Origin of the sequence: Streptomyces sp. NPDC048441 (genome assembly GCF_043200235.1) — a bacterium.
GTDB lineage: Bacteria > Actinomycetota > Actinomycetes > Streptomycetales > Streptomycetaceae > Streptomyces.
Window position 1 is genome coordinate 909,426 of sequence record NZ_JBICXM010000001.1, and the last position, 20,213, is coordinate 929,638.

The 20,213-nt window shown below is 70.0% G+C and carries 22 protein-coding genes; 9 read left to right on the forward strand and 13 right to left on the reverse strand.

Features of this window, described 5'->3' with window-relative positions; all coding sequences use genetic code 11:
• Window positions 1-134 precede the first annotated feature (134 nt).
• Complete coding sequence (locus ACGFSB_RS04080; protein ID WP_393393600.1) at window positions 135-317, reverse strand: DUF6243 family protein; 183 nt, start codon at window positions 315-317, stop codon at window positions 135-137.
• Between the two features lie 137 nt (window positions 318-454).
• Between ACGFSB_RS04080 and ACGFSB_RS04085 the strand changes: the two genes are divergently transcribed.
• Window positions 455-1,084, forward strand: a complete 630-nt coding sequence (locus tag ACGFSB_RS04085) for a TetR/AcrR family transcriptional regulator (RefSeq protein ID WP_393393602.1) — start codon at window positions 455-457, stop codon at window positions 1,082-1,084.
• Window positions 1,085-1,098: 14 nt separating this feature from the next.
• Here the strand turns inward: ACGFSB_RS04085 and ACGFSB_RS04090 are convergent, their stop codons facing one another.
• The gene (locus ACGFSB_RS04090) at window positions 1,099-1,998 is read right to left on the reverse strand and encodes a glycerophosphodiester phosphodiesterase (protein WP_393393604.1); all 900 of its coding nucleotides are present in this window, start codon (window positions 1,996-1,998) and stop codon (window positions 1,099-1,101) included.
• 170 nt (window positions 1,999-2,168) lie between these two features.
• On the opposite strand from ACGFSB_RS04090, the gene ACGFSB_RS04095 reads away from it, so the two are divergent.
• Window positions 2,169-2,912 carry a bifunctional DNA primase/polymerase gene (locus tag ACGFSB_RS04095; RefSeq protein WP_393393605.1) on the forward strand — a complete coding sequence of 248 codons (744 nt, stop codon included), beginning with the start codon at window positions 2,169-2,171 and terminating at the stop codon, window positions 2,910-2,912.
• Between the two features lie 21 nt (window positions 2,913-2,933).
• On the opposite strand, the gene ACGFSB_RS04100 is transcribed toward ACGFSB_RS04095, so the two are convergent.
• From ACGFSB_RS04100 to ACGFSB_RS04130, 7 genes are all read right to left on the reverse strand, one after another.
• Window positions 2,934-3,917, reverse strand: a complete 984-nt coding sequence (locus ACGFSB_RS04100) for a hypothetical protein (RefSeq protein WP_393393607.1) — start codon at window positions 3,915-3,917, stop codon at window positions 2,934-2,936.
• Window positions 3,918-4,126: 209 nt separating this feature from the next.
• A complete protein-coding gene (efeU, locus tag ACGFSB_RS04105; RefSeq protein WP_393393608.1) occupies window positions 4,127-5,005 on the reverse strand; it encodes an iron uptake transporter permease EfeU in 879 nt (292 codons plus the stop codon).
• A 17-nt stretch (window positions 5,006-5,022) separates the two neighbouring features.
• Window positions 5,023-6,354 carry an iron uptake transporter deferrochelatase/peroxidase subunit gene (gene efeB, locus ACGFSB_RS04110; protein WP_393393857.1) on the reverse strand — a complete coding sequence of 444 codons (1,332 nt, stop codon included), beginning with the start codon at window positions 6,352-6,354 and terminating at the stop codon, window positions 5,023-5,025.
• A gap of 29 nt (window positions 6,355-6,383) precedes the next feature.
• On the reverse strand, window positions 6,384-7,547 hold the full coding sequence (gene efeO, locus ACGFSB_RS04115) for an iron uptake system protein EfeO (RefSeq protein ID WP_393393611.1): 1,164 nt from the start codon (window positions 7,545-7,547) through the stop codon (window positions 6,384-6,386).
• Window positions 7,548-7,783: 236 nt separating this feature from the next.
• The gene (locus ACGFSB_RS04120; RefSeq protein ID WP_393393614.1) at window positions 7,784-8,629 is read right to left on the reverse strand and encodes a heme ABC transporter ATP-binding protein; all 846 of its coding nucleotides are present in this window, start codon (window positions 8,627-8,629) and stop codon (window positions 7,784-7,786) included.
• A complete protein-coding gene (locus ACGFSB_RS04125) occupies window positions 8,626-9,717 on the reverse strand; it encodes a FecCD family ABC transporter permease (protein ID WP_393393859.1) in 1,092 nt (363 codons plus the stop codon). The genes ACGFSB_RS04120 and ACGFSB_RS04125 overlap by 4 nt, the downstream gene beginning before the upstream one ends.
• A 5-nt stretch (window positions 9,718-9,722) precedes the next feature.
• Window positions 9,723-10,754, reverse strand: coding sequence for a hemin ABC transporter substrate-binding protein (locus ACGFSB_RS04130; protein ID WP_393393616.1), 1,032 nt, complete (start codon window positions 10,752-10,754; stop codon window positions 9,723-9,725).
• A 103-nt stretch (window positions 10,755-10,857) separates the two neighbouring features.
• On the opposite strand from ACGFSB_RS04130, the gene ACGFSB_RS04135 reads away from it, so the two are divergent.
• The 3 genes from ACGFSB_RS04135 to ACGFSB_RS04145 are packed head-to-tail and all read left to right on the forward strand — an operon-like array spanning window position 10,858 to window position 14,496.
• Entirely contained in the window at window positions 10,858-12,288 is a 1,431-nt protein-coding gene (locus tag ACGFSB_RS04135; protein ID WP_393393619.1) for an HtaA domain-containing protein, read from the forward strand.
• Window positions 12,289-12,336: 48 nt separating this feature from the next.
• Window positions 12,337-13,821 carry an HtaA domain-containing protein gene (locus ACGFSB_RS04140; protein WP_393393622.1) on the forward strand — a complete coding sequence of 495 codons (1,485 nt, stop codon included), beginning with the start codon at window positions 12,337-12,339 and terminating at the stop codon, window positions 13,819-13,821.
• Window positions 13,822-13,839: 18 nt separating this feature from the next.
• Window positions 13,840-14,496, forward strand: coding sequence for a PhzF family phenazine biosynthesis protein (locus ACGFSB_RS04145; RefSeq protein ID WP_393393625.1), 657 nt, complete (start codon window positions 13,840-13,842; stop codon window positions 14,494-14,496).
• A 73-nt stretch (window positions 14,497-14,569) separates the two neighbouring features.
• Here ACGFSB_RS04145 and ACGFSB_RS04150 read toward each other — a convergent pair whose 3' ends face one another.
• Both ACGFSB_RS04150 and map read right to left on the reverse strand, forming a co-directional pair.
• The gene (locus tag ACGFSB_RS04150; RefSeq protein ID WP_393393628.1) at window positions 14,570-15,226 is read right to left on the reverse strand and encodes a heme oxygenase (biliverdin-producing); all 657 of its coding nucleotides are present in this window, start codon (window positions 15,224-15,226) and stop codon (window positions 14,570-14,572) included.
• Between the two features lie 144 nt (window positions 15,227-15,370).
• Window positions 15,371-16,228 (reverse strand): type I methionyl aminopeptidase, encoded by an 858-nt coding sequence (gene map, locus ACGFSB_RS04155; RefSeq protein WP_393393630.1) that lies wholly within the window; start codon window positions 16,226-16,228, stop codon window positions 15,371-15,373.
• 58 nt (window positions 16,229-16,286) lie between these two features.
• On the opposite strand from map, the gene ACGFSB_RS04160 reads away from it, so the two are divergent.
• A complete protein-coding gene (locus ACGFSB_RS04160) occupies window positions 16,287-16,514 on the forward strand; it encodes a hypothetical protein (RefSeq protein ID WP_393393633.1) in 228 nt (75 codons plus the stop codon).
• A 25-nt stretch (window positions 16,515-16,539) separates the two neighbouring features.
• Here the strand turns inward: ACGFSB_RS04160 and ACGFSB_RS04165 are convergent, their stop codons facing one another.
• Window positions 16,540-17,154, reverse strand: a complete 615-nt coding sequence (locus tag ACGFSB_RS04165; protein ID WP_393393635.1) for a hypothetical protein — start codon at window positions 17,152-17,154, stop codon at window positions 16,540-16,542.
• A gap of 79 nt (window positions 17,155-17,233) precedes the next feature.
• On the opposite strand from ACGFSB_RS04165, the gene ACGFSB_RS04170 reads away from it, so the two are divergent.
• The 3 genes from ACGFSB_RS04170 (at window position 17,234) to ACGFSB_RS04180 (ending at window position 19,368) form a co-directional block, all read left to right on the forward strand.
• A complete protein-coding gene (locus ACGFSB_RS04170; protein ID WP_393393636.1) occupies window positions 17,234-18,325 on the forward strand; it encodes an exo-alpha-sialidase in 1,092 nt (363 codons plus the stop codon).
• Between the two features lie 37 nt (window positions 18,326-18,362).
• A complete protein-coding gene (gene npdG, locus ACGFSB_RS04175) occupies window positions 18,363-19,088 on the forward strand; it encodes an NADPH-dependent F420 reductase (protein ID WP_393393639.1) in 726 nt (241 codons plus the stop codon).
• A gap of 94 nt (window positions 19,089-19,182) precedes the next feature.
• Complete coding sequence (locus ACGFSB_RS04180) at window positions 19,183-19,368, forward strand: hypothetical protein (protein ID WP_393393641.1); 186 nt, start codon at window positions 19,183-19,185, stop codon at window positions 19,366-19,368.
• Here ACGFSB_RS04180 and ACGFSB_RS04185 read toward each other — a convergent pair.
• Entirely contained in the window at window positions 19,358-20,161 is an 804-nt protein-coding gene (locus ACGFSB_RS04185) for a site-2 protease family protein (protein ID WP_393393643.1), read from the reverse strand. The genes ACGFSB_RS04180 and ACGFSB_RS04185 overlap by 11 nt on opposite strands.
• Between the last annotated feature and the right edge of the window lie 52 nt (window positions 20,162-20,213).

Sequence of the window (20,213 nt, forward strand, 5' to 3'; positions counted from 1 at the left end):
ATATTGGGTCAGTTGCTGCCCATGGTGCGGTGTGAGGAGCCCTCGCGCAGTGATCTGAACGGGTGGTTCGACGAGTGGTCCACTCGGGTTGGGCGGATGGTCATGCAGGTGAAGACGCCATCCACGTCCCTGTCTCATGACTCGTTGTGCGTCGAGCGGCCTTCCTGGAGCTTGCGAAGGAGTTCGCGCTTCTGCGCCTGGGGGCTGAGCCCGCCGCCGATCTGACCGCCGCCGCCACCGCCGCGCAACGCTTTGCGGGAGAGGTTGGTGCGCGCACCGCCGACACCCAGCATGTTTCCTGCTCCGCCTCGTGACATTTCCGTACCTCCGGATCGAGAGCCTCAGCGAGACGTATCGTCTCGGCTTGTTGTGAATACATTGAACGAGACGGTTCGTCTTGTCAAGAGGTATCGAGACGGTACGTCTCGGCTCGTTCGCTGCTACATTCGACGGCATGGCCACGAAATCCGCCCCAGACTCCAAGCGCCGCAGCGAACGCTCGCGCCGCGCGATCTATGACGCCGCCCTCGAACTGGTCTCCGAGGTCGGCTACAGCAAGCTCACGATCGAGGCGATCGCCTCCCGTGCGGGCGTGGGCAAGCAGACGATCTACCGCTGGTGGCCGTCGAAGGGTGCCGTCCTGCTCGACGCCTTCCTCGACCTCGGCCACCAGGCGAGCGTGGAGGCGAGTGCCGAAGCGGGCCACGAGATCGAGTACGAGATCCCGGACTCCGGGAATCTGGAGGCCGACCTCAAGTACGTCGTGCGGGCCACCATCGACGAGCTCAAGAACCCCAAGTACGACGCTCCTTACCGGGCGCTCGCCGCCGAGGGAATGCTCAACGACGACATCGGCGCCGAGTACGTGGAGAAGCTCCTCGAACCCTCGCTCCAGCTCTATGTGAAGCGCCTGCGCATCGCCCAGGAGGCCGGTCAGGTCGCGCCCGACGTGGACCCCCGCATCGCCCTGGAACTGTGGACGGGCCCGATCGCCCAGCGCTGGCTGCAGCGAACGGGACCGCTCACGCACGAGTACGGCGACAAGCTCGTCGAGTACGCACTCCACGGCATCGCGCCGCGCTGATCACATCCTGCTGATCACACGGAGTTGACCGGCCACCCCTCCGACAGACGTGCGGCACGCGCGCCCTTCACGCCCTTCACCGGCGTCCGCGCGAGCAGCCCAGGCGTGTCCGTGATCACGCCGTTGCAGCCGAGCCGAAGGGCACGGTCGCGTTGGCCCGGAGTGGTCACCGTGTGCGCCCACACCCGTGGGATCCCGGAGCTGACCGCACGCAGGAGATCGATGTCCCGCGCCTTGTGATCCACATCGAGTACGTCCACGAACCCGGCCCAGCGTGCGGGCCGGTCCGTGCGCATCTGCGCCTTGGAGCGCCACAGCTGCGCGAGCAGGCCGAGGCCGTGTGCGCGGGACGCGACGCCGGGGTCGTTCGAGTTCACGAACACCGAGCGGGTCAGGCCCCGCGCGCGGATCAGCGAACCGAGCTTGCGCAGGCTGCGCGGGTCCTTCGCCTCCAGCATCAGGACGATCCGGCCGCCGAAGCGGTCCAGGATCTCGGCGACCGTCGGCGGCCGTTCGGGGCGCCAGCTGCCCGGCAGGGTGGTGCCGGGCCGCAGCCTGACCTGCCGCCACTGGGCCAGGGTGAGCGAGCGCACCGGGCCCGTGGACGTCGTCGTACGGTCCAGGGTGGCGTCGTGCATGGCCACCAGCGTGCCGTCGCGCAGCATCCGCGTATCGACGTCGATGACCTGGGCCGTGCCGCGCTCGTACGCCGCGACCAGACCCGACATGCTGTTCTCCGGCACCTCGAGGGCGCCGCCGCGATGCGCGGTGTAGGTGACGCGGGGGAGTGCCTCCACCGTCAGGGGGCCGCTGCCCCATTCGAGCGGGCCGCCCGGTCCGGCGGGCGCCGCGAGGGCCAGTGTGGTGAGGCTCATGAGCCCCGAGAGTCCCGTGAGCACGCTCCTGGTGACCATGGCGAACACGGTAGGGGGGTATATCCCCTGTTAGTACGCAATGACGCGCGATGTCACCCTGCGCCTTGCATCACCCCAGCTACCCCGGATGTGGGCTCTGGCCCCCCGAGGCGCAGGATGGTGCGACCATGGGAGAGGCTTCTCGGCACAAATGCGAGGTGAGGGGATAGATGGGCGCGGAGTTCGGCCGCCGTTCCGGTGGACAGAGCAGGATTTCCCAGTGGCTTCGCCGACGTCCCCGACCGGAGGACACGGCAGGTGACGAGGCGAGCCGCGAGGCCCTGCTCGTCGCCGCGGCGGCGGCGGGTCTGCCGCTCTCACCGGCCGCGCACCCCTCCGCGTACCGATGTTCCTGCGACCGCATCGGCTGTCCCACACCCGCCAGGCACCCCATCTCCTTCGCCTGGCAGACGCAGGCCACGACCGACCGAGGGCAGATCGAGCGCTGGGCACGGCACCAGCCGCAGGCCAACTTCATCACCGCGACGGGCATGGTCCACGACGTCCTGGACGTGCCGGTGGCCGCCGGGCGCGAGGCCCTGGCCAGGCTGCTCGCCGACGGCATCGACGTGGGCCCTGTCGCCGAGTCCGAGGGCGTCATGGAGGAAGGGCGGATGCTCTTCTTCACGCTCACGCGCGGCACCCCGGAGGACGAGGACGAGTGGTGGCCCTGCGAGCTCGACTGCCACCCCGAGACGACGAACGAACACCCGGGCTTCCGCTGGCACTGCCGTGGTTCGTACGTTCTCGTGCCGCCCGCCCGGCTGCCCGGTGATCTGGCGGTCAGCTGGATCCGTGGCCCCGAGCACGCGCTGCCGGATCCGCTGACCCTGCTCGAGACGCTCACCGACGAGTGCGCCCGCGTCGCGGGCGAGCCCCAGCACGACGTCGCCGCCTGGCCGTCGAGGGGCTGACACCCGCGCCCGGGGCCCCCGCTACTCGCCCCGCGCGCCCGTCAGACCCTGGATGCGGCTCAGGAAAGACACCTTGCCCGAACCCGCCGGGTCGAGGACGAGCTGGTTGGAGACGCGCTCCAGCGTCACCGACTGCTTGACCTCGCCCTTCAGGAGCGACTTCACCTCGGGACCGATGGTGAGGCTCACGCCCTTCGCCGCGGTCTGCTTCTCGTAGTGGTGCGTCGAGAAGAAGACCATCGCCCCGCCGTCCGCGGTGCGCAGGCCCACCGGCGCGAACGTGCCCTCGTTCTGCGGCTCGTCGATGTACTGGATGGCCAGGCCGCGGCGCTTGGCGTTCTTGTCGCGGGCCGCCTTCCACAGTGACGTGTGGTCGCCCGGCGCGAAGGTGTCGCCGCCCGACTTCAGATACGTCGTGTACTCCTTGCCGAGATCCTTCGGCGCCACCGCGAGAGCCGACGAGCCCACCGCGACCGGCTCGGCCAGGCCGTCCTTGTCCTTCTTCAGCTCGGGGACCTTCCCCGGCGCCACCAGGTTCAGGTAGGAGGCCTCCCACAGCTGGTCGGCGCTGCCCTTGGTGAAGACGAACAGCCAGCGCATGTCCTCCCGGCGATTGGCATGTGCATCGGCGACGAACCACCGTGGCCAGCCGGCCTTCTTGGGGATCGAGAACTTCGCATCCGTCAGCTTCAGCGGCACTTGGCCGGTGTTGCCGTCCGGGTGCTGGGCGCTGTTCGACTTCAGCCCCGCCTGATTGATGGCGCTCAGCGGGCCGGTGACCCTGGCCGCGTCGAGGGCCGGGTCGTACGCCTTGTCCGCCTTGTTGTACGCGGTGAGGAAGTCCTTCAGCGCACGGTCGGCCTCGGCCTTGGTCGCCGACGGGACGACCTCCCGCTCCCCGTGCACCGTCACGCACCCGCTCGCCGCCATCGACAGGACAGTCACCACTGCCGCCGCCGTGGCCGGTCGGCGGCTGAGACTGCGAAGCCTGCGCACGTTACTCATCGGATCCCTTCACCTACGCCCTTCCCGGGCACGAACCCTACCGGGGCCGGGAAGGGGGTCAGAGGCGGGTCAGAGCTCCTGGAGGTTGAAGTCGTAGACCCCAGCCGCGGGCGCTGCGGACCCTTGCGGGCGGTGGCGCCGAAACTGCCCACGAGCATGTTGTGGTTCTTGCAAGGCAGTTCGAGCCGGGCGCACCCCCTGCCCACGCGTCAGCTCTTCTCCCCCACGGGATCGTTCGCGTCCTGCCGCGACCGCTCGGCCGCGGCCTTCGTCTTCCTGGAACCGAGCAGGCCCGAGGGGGCGAAGAAGAACGCGAGCGTCGGGATCAAATACAGCAGCCACACCGTGACCTGGACAACTGTCGGATCGGGCTGGAAGTTGAAGACGCCCTTCAGGAGCGTGCCGTACCAACTGTCCGGCGGGATCGTCGCGCTGATGTCGAACGCCTTGTTCCGCAGGCCGCCGAGGAACTCCGCCTCCTGCAAGTCGTGCACGCCGTACGCGAGAACGCCCGCCGCCACGATCACCAGCATGGCGCCGGTCCAGGTGAAGAACTTCGCCAGGTTGATGCGGAGCGTGCCCTTGTAGAACAGCCAGCCGAGCGCGATCGCGGTCAGCAGGCCGAGGAGCACGCCGATCAGCGGACCGTGCGTACCGTCGTTGGAGGCCCGTACCGACGCCCACACGAACAGCGCGGTCTCCAGGCCCTCGCGCCCCACGGCGAGGAACGCCGTGGCGACCAGCGCGCCCGTGCCCATCTGCAGTGCCGCGTCCAGCTTGCCGTGCAGCTCCGCCTTGAGATGGCGGGCCGTACGCCGCATCCAGAAGACCATCCACGTCACAAGCGCGACGGCGACGATCGACAGCGAACCGCCGAGCGCCTCCTGCGCCTCGAACGTCAGCTCCTGCGAACCGAAGGTGAGCGCGCAGCCGAAGCCGAGCGCGATGCCGCACGCGACGCCGATGCCGATCCAGATGGGCCGCAGCGCGTCGCGCCGCCCCGTCTTCACCAGATAGGCGATGAGGATGCAGACGACCAGGCTTGCTTCCAGGCCCTCGCGCAGCCCGATCAGGTAATTACCGAACATGTCTGTGTCAGATCCCCTCAGCCGAACAGTGTCCGGCCCCACCAGTCGTCCTTGTCGCGGACGCCGGGCGGGATCGCGAATACCGCGGAACTCACGTGCTGGATGTACTCGTTGAGCGCGTCGGAGCGCGCCAGACTGCGCTGCACGGGAATGAAGCCCGTGCGGACGTCCCGCTGGTACGCGAGGAAGAAGAGGCCCGCGTCCAGGCGGCCGAGGCCGTCGGTGCCGTCCGTGAAGGAGTAGCCGCGGCGCAGGATCGTCGCACCGTGGTTGCTGTCCGGGTGCGCGAGCCGCACGTGCGAGGTGGGCTTCATCGCCTTCAGGAACGGCGCATCGTGCTCCTTGGCCTTGCCGACCGGAGCGCCCTCACCCTTGTCACGCCCGAAGATGTCCTCCTGCTCACCGAGCGGAGTCCGGTCCCAGGTCTCGACGTTCATACGGATGCGGCGCGCGACGAGATAGGACCCGCCATCCATCCAGCCGGTCCCGTCCTTGCCCTCGGCCCACACATGCTCGGCGAGCGCTGACGTGTCGTCGCCCGAGACGTTGCGGGTGCCGTCCTTGAAGCCGAAGAGGTTACGAGGCGTCTGCGCCCCCGGCGTCGTGGACGACGTCTTCCCGAAGCCGAGCTGCGACCAGCGCACCGCGACCTTGCCGAAGCCGATGCGGGCGAGGTTGCGGATGGCGTGCACGGCGACCTGCGGGTCGTCCGCGCAGGCCTGCACGCACAGATCGCCACCGCCACGGGACTTGTCGAGATTGTCGCCGGGGAACTTCGGCAGATCGACGAGGGCCTCGGGCCGCTTGTCCGCGAGCCCGAACTTCTCGAAAAGACCCGGCCCGAAGCCGATGGTGAGGGTGAGCCGGGACGGCTTGAGGCCGAGCGCCTCACCGGTGTCGTCCGGCGGCGCTTCGGAGAGCCCGCCGAAGGCACCCTCACCGACCTCGTGCCCCGCCGTCATCCGCGCGGCGGCCTGGGTCCAGTCCTTGAGGAGCTGCACGAACTGCTCGCGGTCGTCCGTCTTCACGTCGAACGCGGCGAAGTGCAGCCGGTCCTGGACGCCGGTCGCGATGCCTGCCTGATGCTTGCCGTGGAAGGCGACAGCGCCGCCGGTGGAGGCCGCGGGCACGGCCTCGTCCCCGGACCGCGCCATCGCCACGCCACCGGTGACGGCGGCACCGAGCGCGAGACCGGCGCCGCCCCAGCCGAGGAGTGAGCGGCGGGAGGGGGAGCTGGAGTCGGAGCGGGAGTCGGTGTCGCTGCCGGTGTCCTTCTCCGACACGGACGCGCTGTCGCTGTCGCTGCCGGTATCGCTCGTGTCGCCCGTGTCGCTCATGTCGCTCGTGATCTCAGTCATCGTTCCGGTGCCCCCTGCCGCTACTTGGTCTTGACGACGGCGGCAGCCAGCTTCGACAGCGGCTCCGCGAGTGCGTTGACGCCGTCCTGCAGCTCCTTGCGGTCCGCCTTGCCGACCTTGTCGTACGAGGTGAACTCGTAGGAGTCCGCGCCACCCTCGCGGTACTTGTCGAGCAGCTTGTCCAGGGCGGCGAACTGCTTGTCGAGCTCCTTGACGAGCGCCGGGTCGTTCTCCTCGGTGACGGCCTTCAGGAGTCCGTACGACTTCTCGGCGCCCTCGACGTTCGCCTTGAAGTCGACGAGGTCGGTGTGCGAGTAGCGCTCCTCCTCGCCGGTGACCTTGCCGGTGGCGACCTCGTCGAGGAGCTCCTTGGCGCCGTTGGCCATCGAGGTCGGGGTGATCTCGGCCTTGCCGACGCGGTTCTGCCAGTCCTTCAGGTCCTTGTCGAGCTGGGTGGCGAGCTTCTTCTCGCGCCCACCGATCTTCTTGTCCTTCCACAGGGCACGCTCCAGGCGGTGCCAGCCCGTCCAGTCCTTCTCCGCGTTCTGGCCGTCCTCGAGGCCGTCCTCGCGGACGTCGACCTTCGGGTCGATGTCACCGAAGGACTCGGCGACGGGCTCGGTGCGCTCCCATCCGATGCGGGAGGGGGCGTACGCCTTCTTGGCGGCCTCGAGGTCGCCCGCGCGCACGGCGTCCGTGAAGGTCTTCGTCTTGGGCAGCGTCTCGTCGGCCTGCTGCTGCGCGTAGGCGCGGTAGTCGGCGACCGCCTTGTCCAAACGCGGGTCGCGCTTGACGGCCTTGCCGCCGGTGACGGTGACCTTCTGGCGGATGCCGGGGCCCTTCATGCCGGGCTTGCAGGCGATCTCGTACGAGCCGGACTTCACCTCGGCGGTGAGCTTCTGCTGGGTACCGGGGCCGATGTTCTCGCGCTCGCTGACGATGCGGTCATCGGGGAAGAGGAGATAGACCTCGGTGACCTTGGAGCCCTTGTTCTCGATGGCGAGCTCGACGTGCCCGGCGGAGAGCTTCGTCTTGGAGACCTCGCACTTCTCGTCGGTGGCGGTCACCTCGACGGAGTTGCCACCGCCACCCTTGGCGTCGCTCTTCTCGGTGCAGCCCGTGACGGCGGTGAGCGCTGCCGCTGCGGCGATGGCAGTGGCGACGGGAAGGCGGACGGGGCGCATATGGGCTCCAAGACGGTTCACGGACGGTTCCGGCAAGCTGGTGAGGCGGACCTAACTTAACTGAGCCTTACCTGGTCGATACCCAGCAGTCCCGTGATTCACCTCTCACCAGGCGGGGGTACTCGCGGGGGCATCACGGTGGGGTGACGGAGGGCTCATGGAGGGCTCATGGGCGAGTAAAGGGTGGGTCAATTTCCCCTGTCCCGCCCCTGCCTGAACCCCCGCAGGGCCCGCCCTCAGCCGCGCACCGGGGCGACAAGCGGAACCCCCGTACGGGGATGCGGAAAGACCTCGACCGGCTGCCGGTAGACCTCGGTAAGAAGGTCGCCGGTGAAGACCCCGGCCGGAGGACCCTCGGCGGCGAGCGCCCCGTCGCGCAGCACCGCCACGCGATCCGCGTAGGCCGCCGCGAGCCCCAGGTCGTGCAGGACCACCACCACCGCGTCACCGGCGGCGGCCCGCTCCCGGCAGATCCGGAGGACCAGCTCCTGGTGGCGGAGGTCGAGCGCCGCGGTCGGCTCGTCGAGCAGGAGGAGCGGCGCACGCTGGGCGAGCACGCGGGCCAGAGCCACCCGCGCTCGCTCACCGCCGCTCAGCGCGGAGAAGGGACGGGAGGCGAACACGGTCACCTCGGTCGCGGCCATCGCCTCCCGTACGGCACGGTCGTCCTCATCCTCCAGCGGCGTCCCCGCCCAGGGCGCACGCCCCATCCGTACGACGTCCTCGACCCCGAAGGGAAAGGAGAGCGCGGCGGACTGCGGCAACACGGCGCGCCGCAGGGCGAGTTCAGATGCGGACCACTCGCCGGTGGGGCGGCCACAGACGCGTACGACCCCCGCGTCGGCCGGAAGATCCGCGGCCAGCGCCGCCAACAGGGTCGACTTCCCTGCCCCGTTGGGCCCGACCAGGGCGAGCACCTCGCCCGCGCTGGCGGTGAGGGAGACCCCGGCAAGGACCTCGCGCCCCCCGAGCCGCACCACGAGCCCCGACGTATCGGCGAGCGGGTCGCCGGGGGAGACGGGACCTGGCAGCGCGCGCCCGGCCCCGGGCGAGAACAACCGCTCAGCGATCCGCCCGATCATGCCCAACCCCCCTGCTTACGACGGGTCCTGCGCAGCAGCCAGAAGAAGAACGGGCTCCCGAAGAGCGCGGTGAGCACCCCGAGCGGCAGCTCCGCGGGCGCCGCCACCGTCCGCGCCGCGAGGTCCGCGCCGACAAGGACGACCGCCCCGCCGAGCGCACTGCCCGGCACGAGGAACCGGTGCCCTGGCCCCGCCGCCATCCGCAGCAGATGCGGCACGAGAAGACCGACGAACGTGATGATCCCGGCGACGGCCACGGCGGCGGCGGTAAGCAGCGCCACCACCAGAACAAGCACGAGCCGCAGCCGCTCCACATCGACCCCGAGATGCCGAGCGGGCCGCTCGCCGAGCGCGAGGAGGTCCAACTTCCGTGCGTACAGCGGCGCCACGGCCAGACCGGCCACCGCGCACGGCAGTACGGCGAGCACCTTCGGCCAGGTCGCCTGGGCGAGCGAGCCGAGCTGCCAGAACGTGATCTGGGTGACCTGCGCGTTGTCCGCGAAGAAGATGCAGAGCCCGATCAGCGCCCCCGCGAACGCGTTCACGGCGATCCCGGTGAGGATCAGCGTGACGACCTCCGTACGCCCGCCGCCCCGCGAGAGGACGTACACGAGAAGGACGGTCGCGAGCCCGGCGACGAACGCGCACACCGTCACGGTCCAGGTCCCGAAGAAGCTGAGACCGAGCGCGATCGACGCCACCGCGCCGACGGCAGCGCCAGCCGAGATCCCGATGACGCCGGGTTCGGCGAGCGGATTCCCGAACACGCCCTGCATGAGCGCTCCCGCGCACCCGAGCGACCCGCCGACGAGCAGCGCGAGCGTCACACGCGGCAGCCGCACATTCCACAGGACGCTCTCGCCGACCCGGTCGAGCGCGCTCCCGCCGAGGCCTGTCCGGTGCTGTACGGAGCCGATGACATCCCCGAGCGGGATGTCGTACGCGCCGATACCGGCGGAGAGGAGGCAGAGGATGACGAGGGCGGCGGTGAGCCCGGCGGTGAGCGGGGCGGCCGCGCCACGTCGACGGCCGCGAGGCGCCGTCGGCTCCCCGGTCGCGGCGGGCCCGGCGTCCGACGGCTTGGTCAGGACGGTCACTTGGTACTCCCGTCGGAGCTCCCGTACAACTGCTCCACAAGGGACTTCAGGACCTGGTCCGTACGCGGCCCGTAGTTCAGGAGCACCCCGTCGTCGATCGAGACGATCCGACGGTCGAGACCGGCCGGGGTCTCGGCGACTCCCGGGACTTTGAGGAGACCGTCCACGCCGTTCACCGACTCGAGCCCCTTGGACATCACCAGGATCGCGTCGGGCGCCGCCTTGGCGAGTGCCTCGCTGGTGATCGCCGTGAAGTCCTTCTCCAGGCCCGACGCCTTGCCCGCGTCGACCGCGCCCGCCGCCTCCAGGAGCGAACCCGCCCCCGAGTCACGGCCGCCGAGCAGATAGACCGAGGCCGAGCCGCGCAGATAGAGGAAGGCCACACGGGGCTTCTCCTTGCGGGCGGCGGCCGGGATGGATTCCCGTACCGCAGAAATGCGCTTCTGCGTACGGGACTTCAGCTCTTCGCCCGCCTTCTCGACCCCCAGCGCCTCCGCCACCGCGCCGATCCTCGGACCCACGTCGTCGAGGCTCTTCGCCGGGTCGAGGACGACCAGCGGGATGCCCGCGTCGCGGATCTGGTCGATGGCCTCGGCGGGCCCGCTGGTGGTGTCCGCGAGGACCACCGTCGGCTTCAGGGACAGCACGCTCTCCGCGGAGACGTCATGCGCACGCGTCACCACCGGCAGCTTCTCCGCCTGCTCGAAGGTCGCGGTGATGTCTCGTGCCACGACGTTCTTGCCGAGGCCGAGCGTGAACACGATCTCGTTCAGGCTGCCGGTCAGCGGCACGATCCGGCTCGTGTCCTCGACGGTGACCTTCTTGCCGTCGGACGAAGTGACGGTGGCGGGGAGTGCGGGGTCGGGGCGGGTCTTCAGGGGCTCGACCCGGTCGGGTGCGGAGGCCGCCGTCCTCGCCTTCGGAGAGGTTCCATCGCCGCCACCGTCGTCCGGCGACGTTCCACAGCCCGTGAGAGCCAGGGCGAGAACGGCGGTCCATGCGCCGGCGATACGGAGTGAGCGCGGCATACGCACCGAAGTCCACCGTCCTGTCGAGCTGTTGCTGGGGTTCCAGCCGGAGTGATCGTAGTTTAGGTTAGCCTTACCTTATTCGCTAGGTCGGAGGGGATCGATGTCGTCGTCGAGACAGGTGCGGGCAGCCGCCCGCACCGGAGCCGTCGCGGTGCTCACCGCACTCGTCGGAGCGCTGCTTCCCGGCTCCACCGCTCACGCGCAGAGCCGCACGGTCCAGGGCGGACGGCTCGACTGGGGCATCAAATCGTCGTTCCAGAGCTACGTCACCGGGCCGATAGCCCAGGGGAGTTCGACGCTGCGGGGCGGGGCCGCCACGGTCGGCGGCAGCCAGTTCCGCTTCCACTCGGCGAAGGGGTCGTACGACCCGGACAGCGGTGCCTTCAGCGCCGGGTTCTCGGGCGGAGTGCGTTTCCTCGGGCACAAGAAGGGCGGCTCGTACGAGCTCGACCTCACCGTCAGCCGCCCCACCGTCAAGATCTCCGGCGGCTCCGGCACGCTCTACGCCGACATGGTCAGCAAGGAGAAGGGCACGGGCAAGGTCACCTCGAGCGCCCAGGTGCCGCTCGCGACCCTCGGCATGTCCGGCATCGACATGAAGGGCGGTGCGGGCCCGATCGCCCTCGACAACCTGCCCGCGACGCTGACTTCACAGGGGGCGAAGGCTTTCGCCGGGTACTACACGGCGGGGACCGAGTTGGACAGGGTGAGCCTGTCGACGGACCTGGCCGCGGCATCCGGGGCAGCCGCGGGCTCCGGTGAGAAGAAGACGCCGTCGCCGAAGCCGTCCGAGAAGAAGGCGGAAGCGAAGGCGGGCCGGATCGAGGACGCCGCCGTCGACTGGGGCGTGCGCCGCACCTTCCGGGAGTACGTCACCGGTTCCATCGCCAAGGGCGAGTGGAAACTTCTCGCCGGGGCCCAGGACGGCGGCGCGCTCTTCCGCTTCCCCAAGGGCGCGGGGACGTACGACAAGAAGAAGCAGATCCTCGACGCGGACTTCGCGGGTGCGGTGCGCTTCACCGGTGAGCACGGGCTCGACATCGCGCTCAGCGAGGTCGCCGTGGCCGTGCAGGGCGACGGCAAGGGCACGCTCTACGCGGACGTCGACAGCAAGGACTTCACCGGGAAGCGCACCCCGCTCGTCACCTTCGACGCGGGGGAGTTGAAGGCAGAGAGCGGAGGGGGCGGCCTGGTCTCGGTGAGCGAGGCGCCCGCGAAGCTCACGGCCAAGGGCGCGAAGGCGTTCGGCTCGATGTACAAGGCGGGCACCGGGATGGACCCGGTCTCGCTCGCCGTCGCGCTGGACGGCAAGGCGGAGCTGCCGCCGCTGCCGGACCTCGGATCGTCCGCGGCGCCTACGCCTCAGGCGAAGAAGGCGGATCCGCGGGCGGAGAACGCCGCCGATTCCGCCGATACCTCCGACTCTTCGCCCGCCGTGCCGATCGGCATCGGCATCGGCGTGGCGGTGCTGCTCGCGGCGGCCGTCGCGTTCGGGGTCGTACGCAAGAGGCGTGCGGCGACAGACGCCTGACCCCCACTTCCCGTTCATTCGAATCTCTTCTCAAGGAGAAGCCTGATCATGGCCGCCACCCGTCGTCCCATAACCCTCGCGGCAGCCGTCGCGACCGCTGTCACGCTCGGCGCGACCGCCCTCACCCTTCCCGCGCTCGCCGCCGACGGCGGTAACGCCGCCGCGGCGAAGGTGGAACTGAAGGACGGCACGCTGGACTGGGGCTTCAAGGAGTCCTTCCGCAAGTACGTCACGGGCATCGCCATGGGCAAGATCGAGGCCACGGACGGCGCCGAACAGGCAGCCGACAACGGGGTGTTCACCTTCACCGACGGCACGGGGACGTACGACACCGGGACGCACGCCACCGACACCGCCTTCAAGGGCAACGTCCGCTTCTCTTCCACAGCCCACGCCTTTGACATCAAGGTCTCCGACGTGAAGGTCCGCACCGAGGGCACGGGCGGCGCCATCCAGGCCGACGTCAGCCTCAACGGCGCGGCCCAGAACGACATCGACCTCGCAAAGCTCGACCTGACCGGGATCGCGCCCGGCCAGGGCGAGGGCGGCGCGATGACCTTCAAGGACATCCCGGCGACGCTGACGGCGGACGGCGCCAAGGCGTTCAACGGTATGTACAAGGAGGGCGACAAGCTCGACCCGGCCACGCTCACGGTGAAGGCGGGCGGCGCCCCGACGGAGAAGCCCACCGAGTCCCCCGAGCCGACGCCCAAGCCGACCCAGAAGCCCACGGCGACCCCGAAGCCCACAGCGACCCCGAAGCCGACCGGCACGTCCCCCACGTCCCCCACGTCCGGCAGCGAGCAGCCCGCGGGCAAGGTCTACGACGGCTCGCTCGGCTGGGGAGTGAAGGAGTCCTTCCGCCGCTACATCGAGTCCGGCGGCGGCGCCACGCTCTCCGGCGGTGCCGAGAAGAACGACAACGGCTATGACTTCCCGTACGCCAAGGGCGACTTGGACTCCGATGCCAGGAAGCTGACCGCGTCCTTCGGCGGAGCCGTCCGCTTCCAGTACAAGGCGCACGGCATCGACATGAAGTTCAGCGACATCAAGGTGACGGCGAACGGCGCCAAGGGCACGCTGACCCTGGACGTCACCACGCCCAAGGGCACGAACAACGACGTGAAGTTCGCGACGCTCGACCTCTCCAAGGCGTCGTACGCGGCGAAGAACGACGTCGTCGTGCTCGACAAGGTGCCCGCGGTGTTCACGGCGGCGGGCGCGAAGCAGTTCGCCAGCGACGATGCGCCGTCCGGTTACAAGAAGGGCGACGCGATCGACCCGCTGACGGTGGCGCTCTCGGTCGCCGACGGTGCGGAGCTGCCGGGTGGCAGCGGCGGCACCACGGGCGGCGGCTCGACCGACTCCGGCTCCACCGGTGGGGGTTCGGTCGGCGGCACCACGGGTGGCGCGGGGGGCTCGCTCGCGTCCACCGGTTCGTCGGCGCCGACGGGTGCACTGCTCGGGACAGCGGGTGCGATCGCCGCGGCCGGGGCGGGAGCGGTCTTCGTGGCCCGGCGCCGTACGTCCTGAGGATGCTTGAATGCCGGAGTGACGACGGAACTGGTTGATGGTCTGGACGTGCTCCGGGTGTTCTGCGGGCCCGACGGTCGGCACGGCAATGAGCTCGGTGTCGTGCGCGACGGGGCCCGCGTCCCTGGGCGGGGCGAGCGGCAGGAGATCGCCGCGAAGCTCGGCTTCAGCGAGACGGTGTTCGTCGATGACCCCGAGCGCGGGGTCATCGACATCTACACCCCTACTCTGCGGCTCCCCTTCGCCGGGCATCCCTGCGTGGGTACGTCCTGGCTGCTCGACGTCCCTGAACTGGTCACGCCCGCGGGGGTGGTGGAGGCCCGCCAGGACGGGGAGTTCAGCTGGATCGCTGCGCGGGCGGCGTGGGCGCCGGGGCGGACCCTGCGCTTCTACGGGACCCCGGCTGAGGTGGACGCCCTTGTGGTGCCCCCGCCGGGGGAGTGGGTGTACGCCTGGGCCTGGGAGGACGAGGCTGCGGGGCGGGTACGGGCTCGTGGCTTTCCCGGGCGGGACGATGGCATCCGGGAGGATGAGGCTACGGGGGCGGCGGCGTTGCTCCTTACGGAGCGGCTTGGCCGGGCGTTGAACATCACGCAGGGGCGTGGCTCGCAGATTCTTACGGCACCTGCGCCTGGTGGGCTGATCGAGGTGGGGGGCCGGGTGCGGCTGAACTAGCCCGTCCGGCGTTTGAGGACAGTCCCCGCGCAGCGGGTCTCGGGAAGGGGCGGGATCGGGGAAAGAGAAACGCCTACGCCGACAGCGGGAACTCCCGGCCCAGCTCACGGAACACCGCCGTATTCAAAGCGAACGCGCGCTTGCACTCGTCCACGATCCGCTGCCTCTCCAGCTCGTCAGGGACGACCTCTCCCAGCTCGTCGAGCAGCTCCCGATAGCCCCGCTTGAACGCGGCCGGGTTCGCGATCCCCTCGAACACATAGAACCGCACCCCGTCGCCCTTCCGGGCGAACCCCCAGGTCTGTTCCGCCTTGCCGCGGATGATCTGGCCGCCGGAGAGATCGCCGAGGTAGCGGGTGTAGTGGTGGGCCACGTAGCCCCCGGGCCACTCCCGCGCGCACTCCGCGACCCGTGCCGCGTACGCCGCCGTGGCGGGCAGGGGCGTGGCCTCCGCCTGCCATCCGGCGCCCCGCAGATGCGCGAGGTCCCGGTCCAGCTCCGCGACGCGCAGCAGCTCGGTCTTGAGGAAAGGGCCCGCGACCGGATCGTCCCTGAGCGCCGCCGCGCCGTCCTCCAGGGCGCGGTACACGAACCACAGCTGCTCGGTGTAGCGCGCGTACGCGTCGACGCCGAGTCTGCCGCCGAGCAGGTCGCTCATGAAGGTCGAGGTCTCCGCCTCCGTGTGCTGCTCGTGCGAAGCGGTACGGATGACCGTGGAGAACGGGTCCATGAGAGACCTCCGAAGCGGAAGGAATGCCGAGGAAAGGCGGGAACCAGTGACGATCGGCGTAGCCTCCACCGATCATTCAGGTTAGGCTTACCTAAGTCAACAGGTTCCCGACGCCCTGTCGGTAAAACGCTACCCGCTCACAGCTCAGGGAAGCGTGAGGATCTCCGCCCCGCTGTCCGTCACCACGAGCGTGTGCTCGAACTGCGCGGTCCGCTTGCGGTCCTTCGTCACGACGGTCCACCCGTCGTCCCACATGTCGTACTCGTGCGTGCCGAGGGTCAGCATCGGCTCGATGGTGAACGTCATGCCCGGCTGGATCACGGTCGTCGCGTGCGGGCTGTCGTAGTGCGGGACGATCAGGCCGGAGTGGAAGGACGTGTTGATGCCGTGGCCGGTGAAGTCACGGACGACGCCGTAGCCGAAGCGCTTGGCGTACGACTCGATGACGCGGCCGATGATGTTGATCTGGCGGCCGGGCCTGACCGCCTTGATAGCCCGGTCGAGGGACTCGCGAGTCCGCTCGACGAGGAGCGTGGACTCCTCGTCGACGTCCCCGACCAGGTACGTCGCGTTGTTGTCGCCGTGTACGCCGCCGATGTACGCCGTCACGTCGAGATTGATGATGTCGCCGTCCTTCAGGACGGTGGAGTCCGGGATGCCGTGGCAGATGACCTCGTTGACGGAGGTGCACAGCGACTTCTGGAAGCCTCGGTAGCCGAGCGTGGAGGGGTAGGCGCCGTGGTCGCACATGTACGCGTGCGCGACGCGGTCCAGCTCATCGGTGGTCACACCGGGCGCGATGTGCTTGGCGGCCTCGGCCATCGCGCGCGCGGCGATACGGCTCGCGGTGCGCATCAGCTCGATGGTCTCGGGGGTCTGCACCTCCGGCCCCGTGTACGGCGTGGGTGCGGGTTTCCCCACGTACTCCGGGCGCCTGATGTTTCCCGGAACGGGGCGGATGGGGGAGAGCTCCCCTGGGACGAGCAGTGACTGGCCAGACATGCCAGCGAGTCTAACCAGGCAGTCTGGGGCAGCATGGCGGGAGAGAGAGGAGCAGACCATGCCACTGTTCAAGAAGCGGACCGTCGGCAAGCCGGGTGAGTGGTACTACTGCCTGGAGCATCAGAAGGTCGAGGAGGGCCCAGACTGTCCGGGCAAGGACCGCTTCGGCCCGTACGCGTCCCGGGAGGAGGCGGAGCGGGCCATGCAGACCGCCGCGGAGCGGAACCTGGAGTGGGAGACGGATCCCAAGTGGCATGAGGGCTCCGGGCGGGACGACGCGGGCTGAAAGCTTCGGCTCGGCCCGAGCGGCCTCACCATCGCGCGGGCGGCGGCGCCGTCAGCTGATCGGCGAGCCGCGACAGCCGGTCCCGGAGCCGCCGCCGCCCCCGCGCCGCCGGAAGCGAGTTCTCCCCGGCCGCCGCGCTCACCAAGTGCTGGACCGTGTCCAGGTCGAGGTCGGGCGACTCCGGCACGGCGAGCGCCTCGTGGGCCAGGGCCCGCAGCTCGCCGTCCCCCGAGCCGAGGGCAAGCACCGTCGCCCCCGCCGCACGGGCGTCGTGCACCCGCTCCAGGAGCCCCGCCCCCGGCGAAGGAGCGGGCGCGTCCGGGGCTACGACGAGCAGGGTCTCGCCCCGCCTGGCCGCCTCGATCCTGCCGAGGCCTGTCGACAGATGGGCCGGGTCGCCCGTCCGCACCCGGTGGCGTACGAGCGTCGGTGTCAGTTCCGGGGTCCCGGACCACGCCGCCTCGTCCACGAGATGCGCGGCCAGATGCCACGGCTCGTACTCCTCCGTGCCCACCAGGAGCAGCCCGCCCCCGTGCGGCACCACGGAGGACCGCAGCGTCCCGGCGAAGTGGCGCGTCGCGCCCAGCCACTCGGTTCCGGCGAGCACTTCGCGAAGGAGCGCGACCCGTACGGCATCCATGGGGTCGCATCCTGCCCCAACGGACGACTCGTCAGGTGGAGTTCACCGGGAATTCGCCCGGGGTGGGGAGTGGGACGGGATGACTGATGAGACAAGTGTTCCCTTCCGGGCCGGCCGCGAAGGGTACGCGAGCTTCCGCATCCCCGCCGTCGTGCGTACGAACTCCGGCTCCCTCCTTGCCTTCTGCGAAGGGAGGGTCGGCTCGCAGCAGGACTCCGGCAACATCGACGTCGTACTGAAGCGGTCGAGCGACGGCGGACGCACCTGGGGCCCGCTCCAGGTCGCCGCCAAGAACGGCGCCGACCTCGCGGGCAACCCCGCCCCCGTCGTCCTCGGCGCGGGCCGCATCCTCCTCGTCCACGTCCGCAACGCCGCCGCCGCGACCGAAGACGCCATCCGGCGCGGCACGGTCTCCGCGGCGAACGGGCGCCGGATCTGGGTGCAGAGCAGCGATGACGACGGGCTGACCTGGTCCGCGGCCAAGGAGATCACCTCGCAGGTGAAGAAGGCGAGTTGGCGGTGGTACGCGACCACGCCGGGCCACGCGATCCAGCTGAGCGCAGGCGGTGACCACCCCGGCCGCGTCGTCATCCCCGCCAACCACTCCCTGCCCCCCACCGGCACCGACAACGGCACCGAGGGCAAGTACAACGGCGGCCACAGCCTCCTCAGCGACGACCTCGGCCAGACCTGGCGCATCGGCTACGTCGACGACAACAGCGACGGCTATGTGAACGTGAACGAGACCACCGCGGCCGAACTCCCCGACGGGCGGCTCTACTTCAACACCCGCAACGACTCACCGGCCCCCGGAACCCGCGCCGACGCCCACTCCCGCGACGGCGGCCAGACCCTGGTCAAGCCTTTCCGTCCGCAGGCCGGGCTCGTCGGCCCCGTCGTCGAATGCAGCGTGCTGCAGCTGCGTACGCCGGACGTGCTGCTGTTCTCCGGGCCCGCCGACCCCGGCTTCCGTGCCCTGATGACGGTGCGCCGCAGTCGTGACGGCGGCACAACGTGGCAGGACGCGTACACCGTGGACGGGCTGCCCGCCGCGTACTCCGATCTCGTACGCGTCGACGACGCGACCGTCGGACTCCTCCACGAGACGGGTGACTTCAGCGCGTACGAGACGATCACCTTCCGGCGGATACCGGTGGCGGCGCTGGCCTGACGGAGGCGGCGCTCACGTGGTGAGTAAGGTCGGCCGTATGACCTCTAACGACAGTGTCGACAGTGTGCAGAAGGCTGTGCCGAAGGCTCCCGCCAAGGACCCCTGGGAGCTGCCCGACGTCTCCGGCCTCGTCGTCGGCGTGCTCGGCGGCACCGGCGACCAGGGCCGCGGCCTCGCCTACCGCCTGGCCCGCGCGGGCCAGAAGGTGATCATCGGCTCCCGCGCGGCGGAGCGGGCGCAGACGGCCGCCGACGAGCTCGGGCTCGGCGTCGAAGGCGCCGGGAACGCGGAGTGCGCGCGGCGCAGCGACATCGTGATCGTCGCCGTGCCGTGGGAGGGACATGGGAAAACCCTGGAATCCCTGCGCGAGGAGCTGAGCGGCAAGCTCGTCGTCGACTGCGTGAACCCGCTGGGCTTCGACAAGAAGGGCGCCTACGCCCTGAAGCCCGAAGAGGGCAGCGCCGCCGAGCAGGCCGCCGCCCTGCTGCCGGACTCCCGCGTCACGGCCGCCTTCCACCACCTGTCGGCGGTGCTGCTCCAGGACGCGGACGTCGAGGAGATCGACACCGATGTGATGGTCCTCGGCGAGGCTCGCGCCGACACGGACATCGTCCAGGCGCTCGCCGCGCGGATCCCCGGTATGCGGGGCGTCTTCGCGGGGCGCCTGCGCAACGCGCACCAGGTCGAGTCCCTCGTGGCCAACCTGATCTCCGTGAACCGGCGCTACAAGGCACACGCGGGGCTGCGTGTGACCGACGTCTAGGACGTAGGGGGCATGGGGGACACTGGTCCGGTACACCGCCGCGCGTCAGCGCGACACGATCACCGACCTTCGATCCTCGACAGGAGCCGACCCCATGCCCCGCCTCGCTCTCTACGCCCTCGCGGTCTGCGCCCTGGCCATCGCCGCGGCCGTGGTCTCCTTCGTCCAGGGCTACTGGATCGGCGTCGTCTGGGTACTGCTCGCGGGCCTCTCGTCGAACATGGCGTGGTACTACCTGCGCCGCGCGAAGCTTCAGCGGGACGCGGCGGCTACGAATTGATCGCCGGGGGGATGTCCTGCGATCCCTCCCAGAAGCGGTAGAGCTGCTGGCCCCAGTAGGAATCCCAGTCGGTGACGCCGAGGCCGCGCAGGATCGCGTCGATCGCGTCGAAGAAGGCGCCGTTGACCTCGGGGATCCACAGGATGCCGAAGACGGCGATCAGGCCGAACGGCGCGAACGGCTCCACCTGGCGGCGGATCTTGTGCGAGAGCCACGGCTCGATGACGCCGTAGCCGTCGAGGCCGGGGATGGGCAGCGAGTTCAGGATCGCGGCCGTCACCTGGAGCAGGGCGAGGAACGCGAGCGCGTACCGGAAGGTGTCGGGGACGCCGGAGAGCGCGTGGAGCCAGAAAGGCGCGGTGCAGACGACCGCGAAGAGCACGTTCGTGAGCGGCCCGGCAGCCGAGATCAGACTGTGCTTCCACTTCCCCCTGATCCGGCCCCGCTCGATGAAGACGGCGCCGCCGGGCAGGCCGATGCCGCCCATGATCACGAAGAGCACCGGCAGCACGATGCTGAGCAGCGCGTGGGTGTACTTGAGCGGGTTGAGGGTCAAGTACCCCTTCGCGCCGATGGAGATGTCGCCGCTGTGCAGGGCGGTGCGGGCGTGCGCGTACTCGTGCAGGCAGAGTGAGACGATCCAGGCCGCCGTCACGAAGAGGAAGACGGCGACCCCGGGGTTGTCCGCGAATCCGGTCCAGGCGGCCCAGCCGGAGACCGCGGTGACGGCGGCGATCCCGAGGAAGACGGGGCTGATCCGCCGGTCGCTGCGTCGGGTGGGAGCGGTGGTCATGGGGCGGGGCTCCTGGGTGTCGCGGACCGGTGTCGTACGGGGGACCGTACCC

Coding starts and splice junctions, on each gene's coding strand:
- ACGFSB_RS04080 (WP_393393600.1), bottom strand. CDS start 317: ATGTCACGAGGCGGAGCAGGAAACATGCTGGGTGTCGGCGGTGCGCGC.
- ACGFSB_RS04085 (WP_393393602.1), top strand. CDS start 455: ATGGCCACGAAATCCGCCCCAGACTCCAAGCGCCGCAGCGAACGCTCG.
- ACGFSB_RS04090 (WP_393393604.1), bottom strand. CDS start 1,998: ATGGTCACCAGGAGCGTGCTCACGGGACTCTCGGGGCTCATGAGCCTC.
- ACGFSB_RS04095 (WP_393393605.1), top strand. CDS start 2,169: ATGGGCGCGGAGTTCGGCCGCCGTTCCGGTGGACAGAGCAGGATTTCC.
- ACGFSB_RS04100 (WP_393393607.1), bottom strand. CDS start 3,917: ATGAGTAACGTGCGCAGGCTTCGCAGTCTCAGCCGCCGACCGGCCACG.
- efeU (WP_393393608.1), bottom strand. CDS start 5,005: ATGTTCGGTAATTACCTGATCGGGCTGCGCGAGGGCCTGGAAGCAAGC.
- efeO (WP_393393611.1), bottom strand. CDS start 7,547: ATGCGCCCCGTCCGCCTTCCCGTCGCCACTGCCATCGCCGCAGCGGCA.
- ACGFSB_RS04120 (WP_393393614.1), bottom strand. CDS start 8,629: ATGATCGGGCGGATCGCTGAGCGGTTGTTCTCGCCCGGGGCCGGGCGC.
- ACGFSB_RS04130 (WP_393393616.1), bottom strand. CDS start 10,754: ATGCCGCGCTCACTCCGTATCGCCGGCGCATGGACCGCCGTTCTCGCC.
- ACGFSB_RS04135 (WP_393393619.1), top strand. CDS start 10,858: ATGTCGTCGTCGAGACAGGTGCGGGCAGCCGCCCGCACCGGAGCCGTC.
- ACGFSB_RS04140 (WP_393393622.1), top strand. CDS start 12,337: ATGGCCGCCACCCGTCGTCCCATAACCCTCGCGGCAGCCGTCGCGACC.
- ACGFSB_RS04150 (WP_393393628.1), bottom strand. CDS start 15,226: ATGGACCCGTTCTCCACGGTCATCCGTACCGCTTCGCACGAGCAGCAC.
- map (WP_393393630.1), bottom strand. CDS start 16,228: ATGTCTGGCCAGTCACTGCTCGTCCCAGGGGAGCTCTCCCCCATCCGC.
- ACGFSB_RS04160 (WP_393393633.1), top strand. CDS start 16,287: ATGCCACTGTTCAAGAAGCGGACCGTCGGCAAGCCGGGTGAGTGGTAC.
- ACGFSB_RS04165 (WP_393393635.1), bottom strand. CDS start 17,154: ATGGATGCCGTACGGGTCGCGCTCCTTCGCGAAGTGCTCGCCGGAACC.
- ACGFSB_RS04170 (WP_393393636.1), top strand. CDS start 17,234: ATGACTGATGAGACAAGTGTTCCCTTCCGGGCCGGCCGCGAAGGGTAC.
- npdG (WP_393393639.1), top strand. CDS start 18,363: ATGACCTCTAACGACAGTGTCGACAGTGTGCAGAAGGCTGTGCCGAAG.
- ACGFSB_RS04180 (WP_393393641.1), top strand. CDS start 19,183: ATGCCCCGCCTCGCTCTCTACGCCCTCGCGGTCTGCGCCCTGGCCATC.
- ACGFSB_RS04185 (WP_393393643.1), bottom strand. CDS start 20,161: ATGACCACCGCTCCCACCCGACGCAGCGACCGGCGGATCAGCCCCGTC.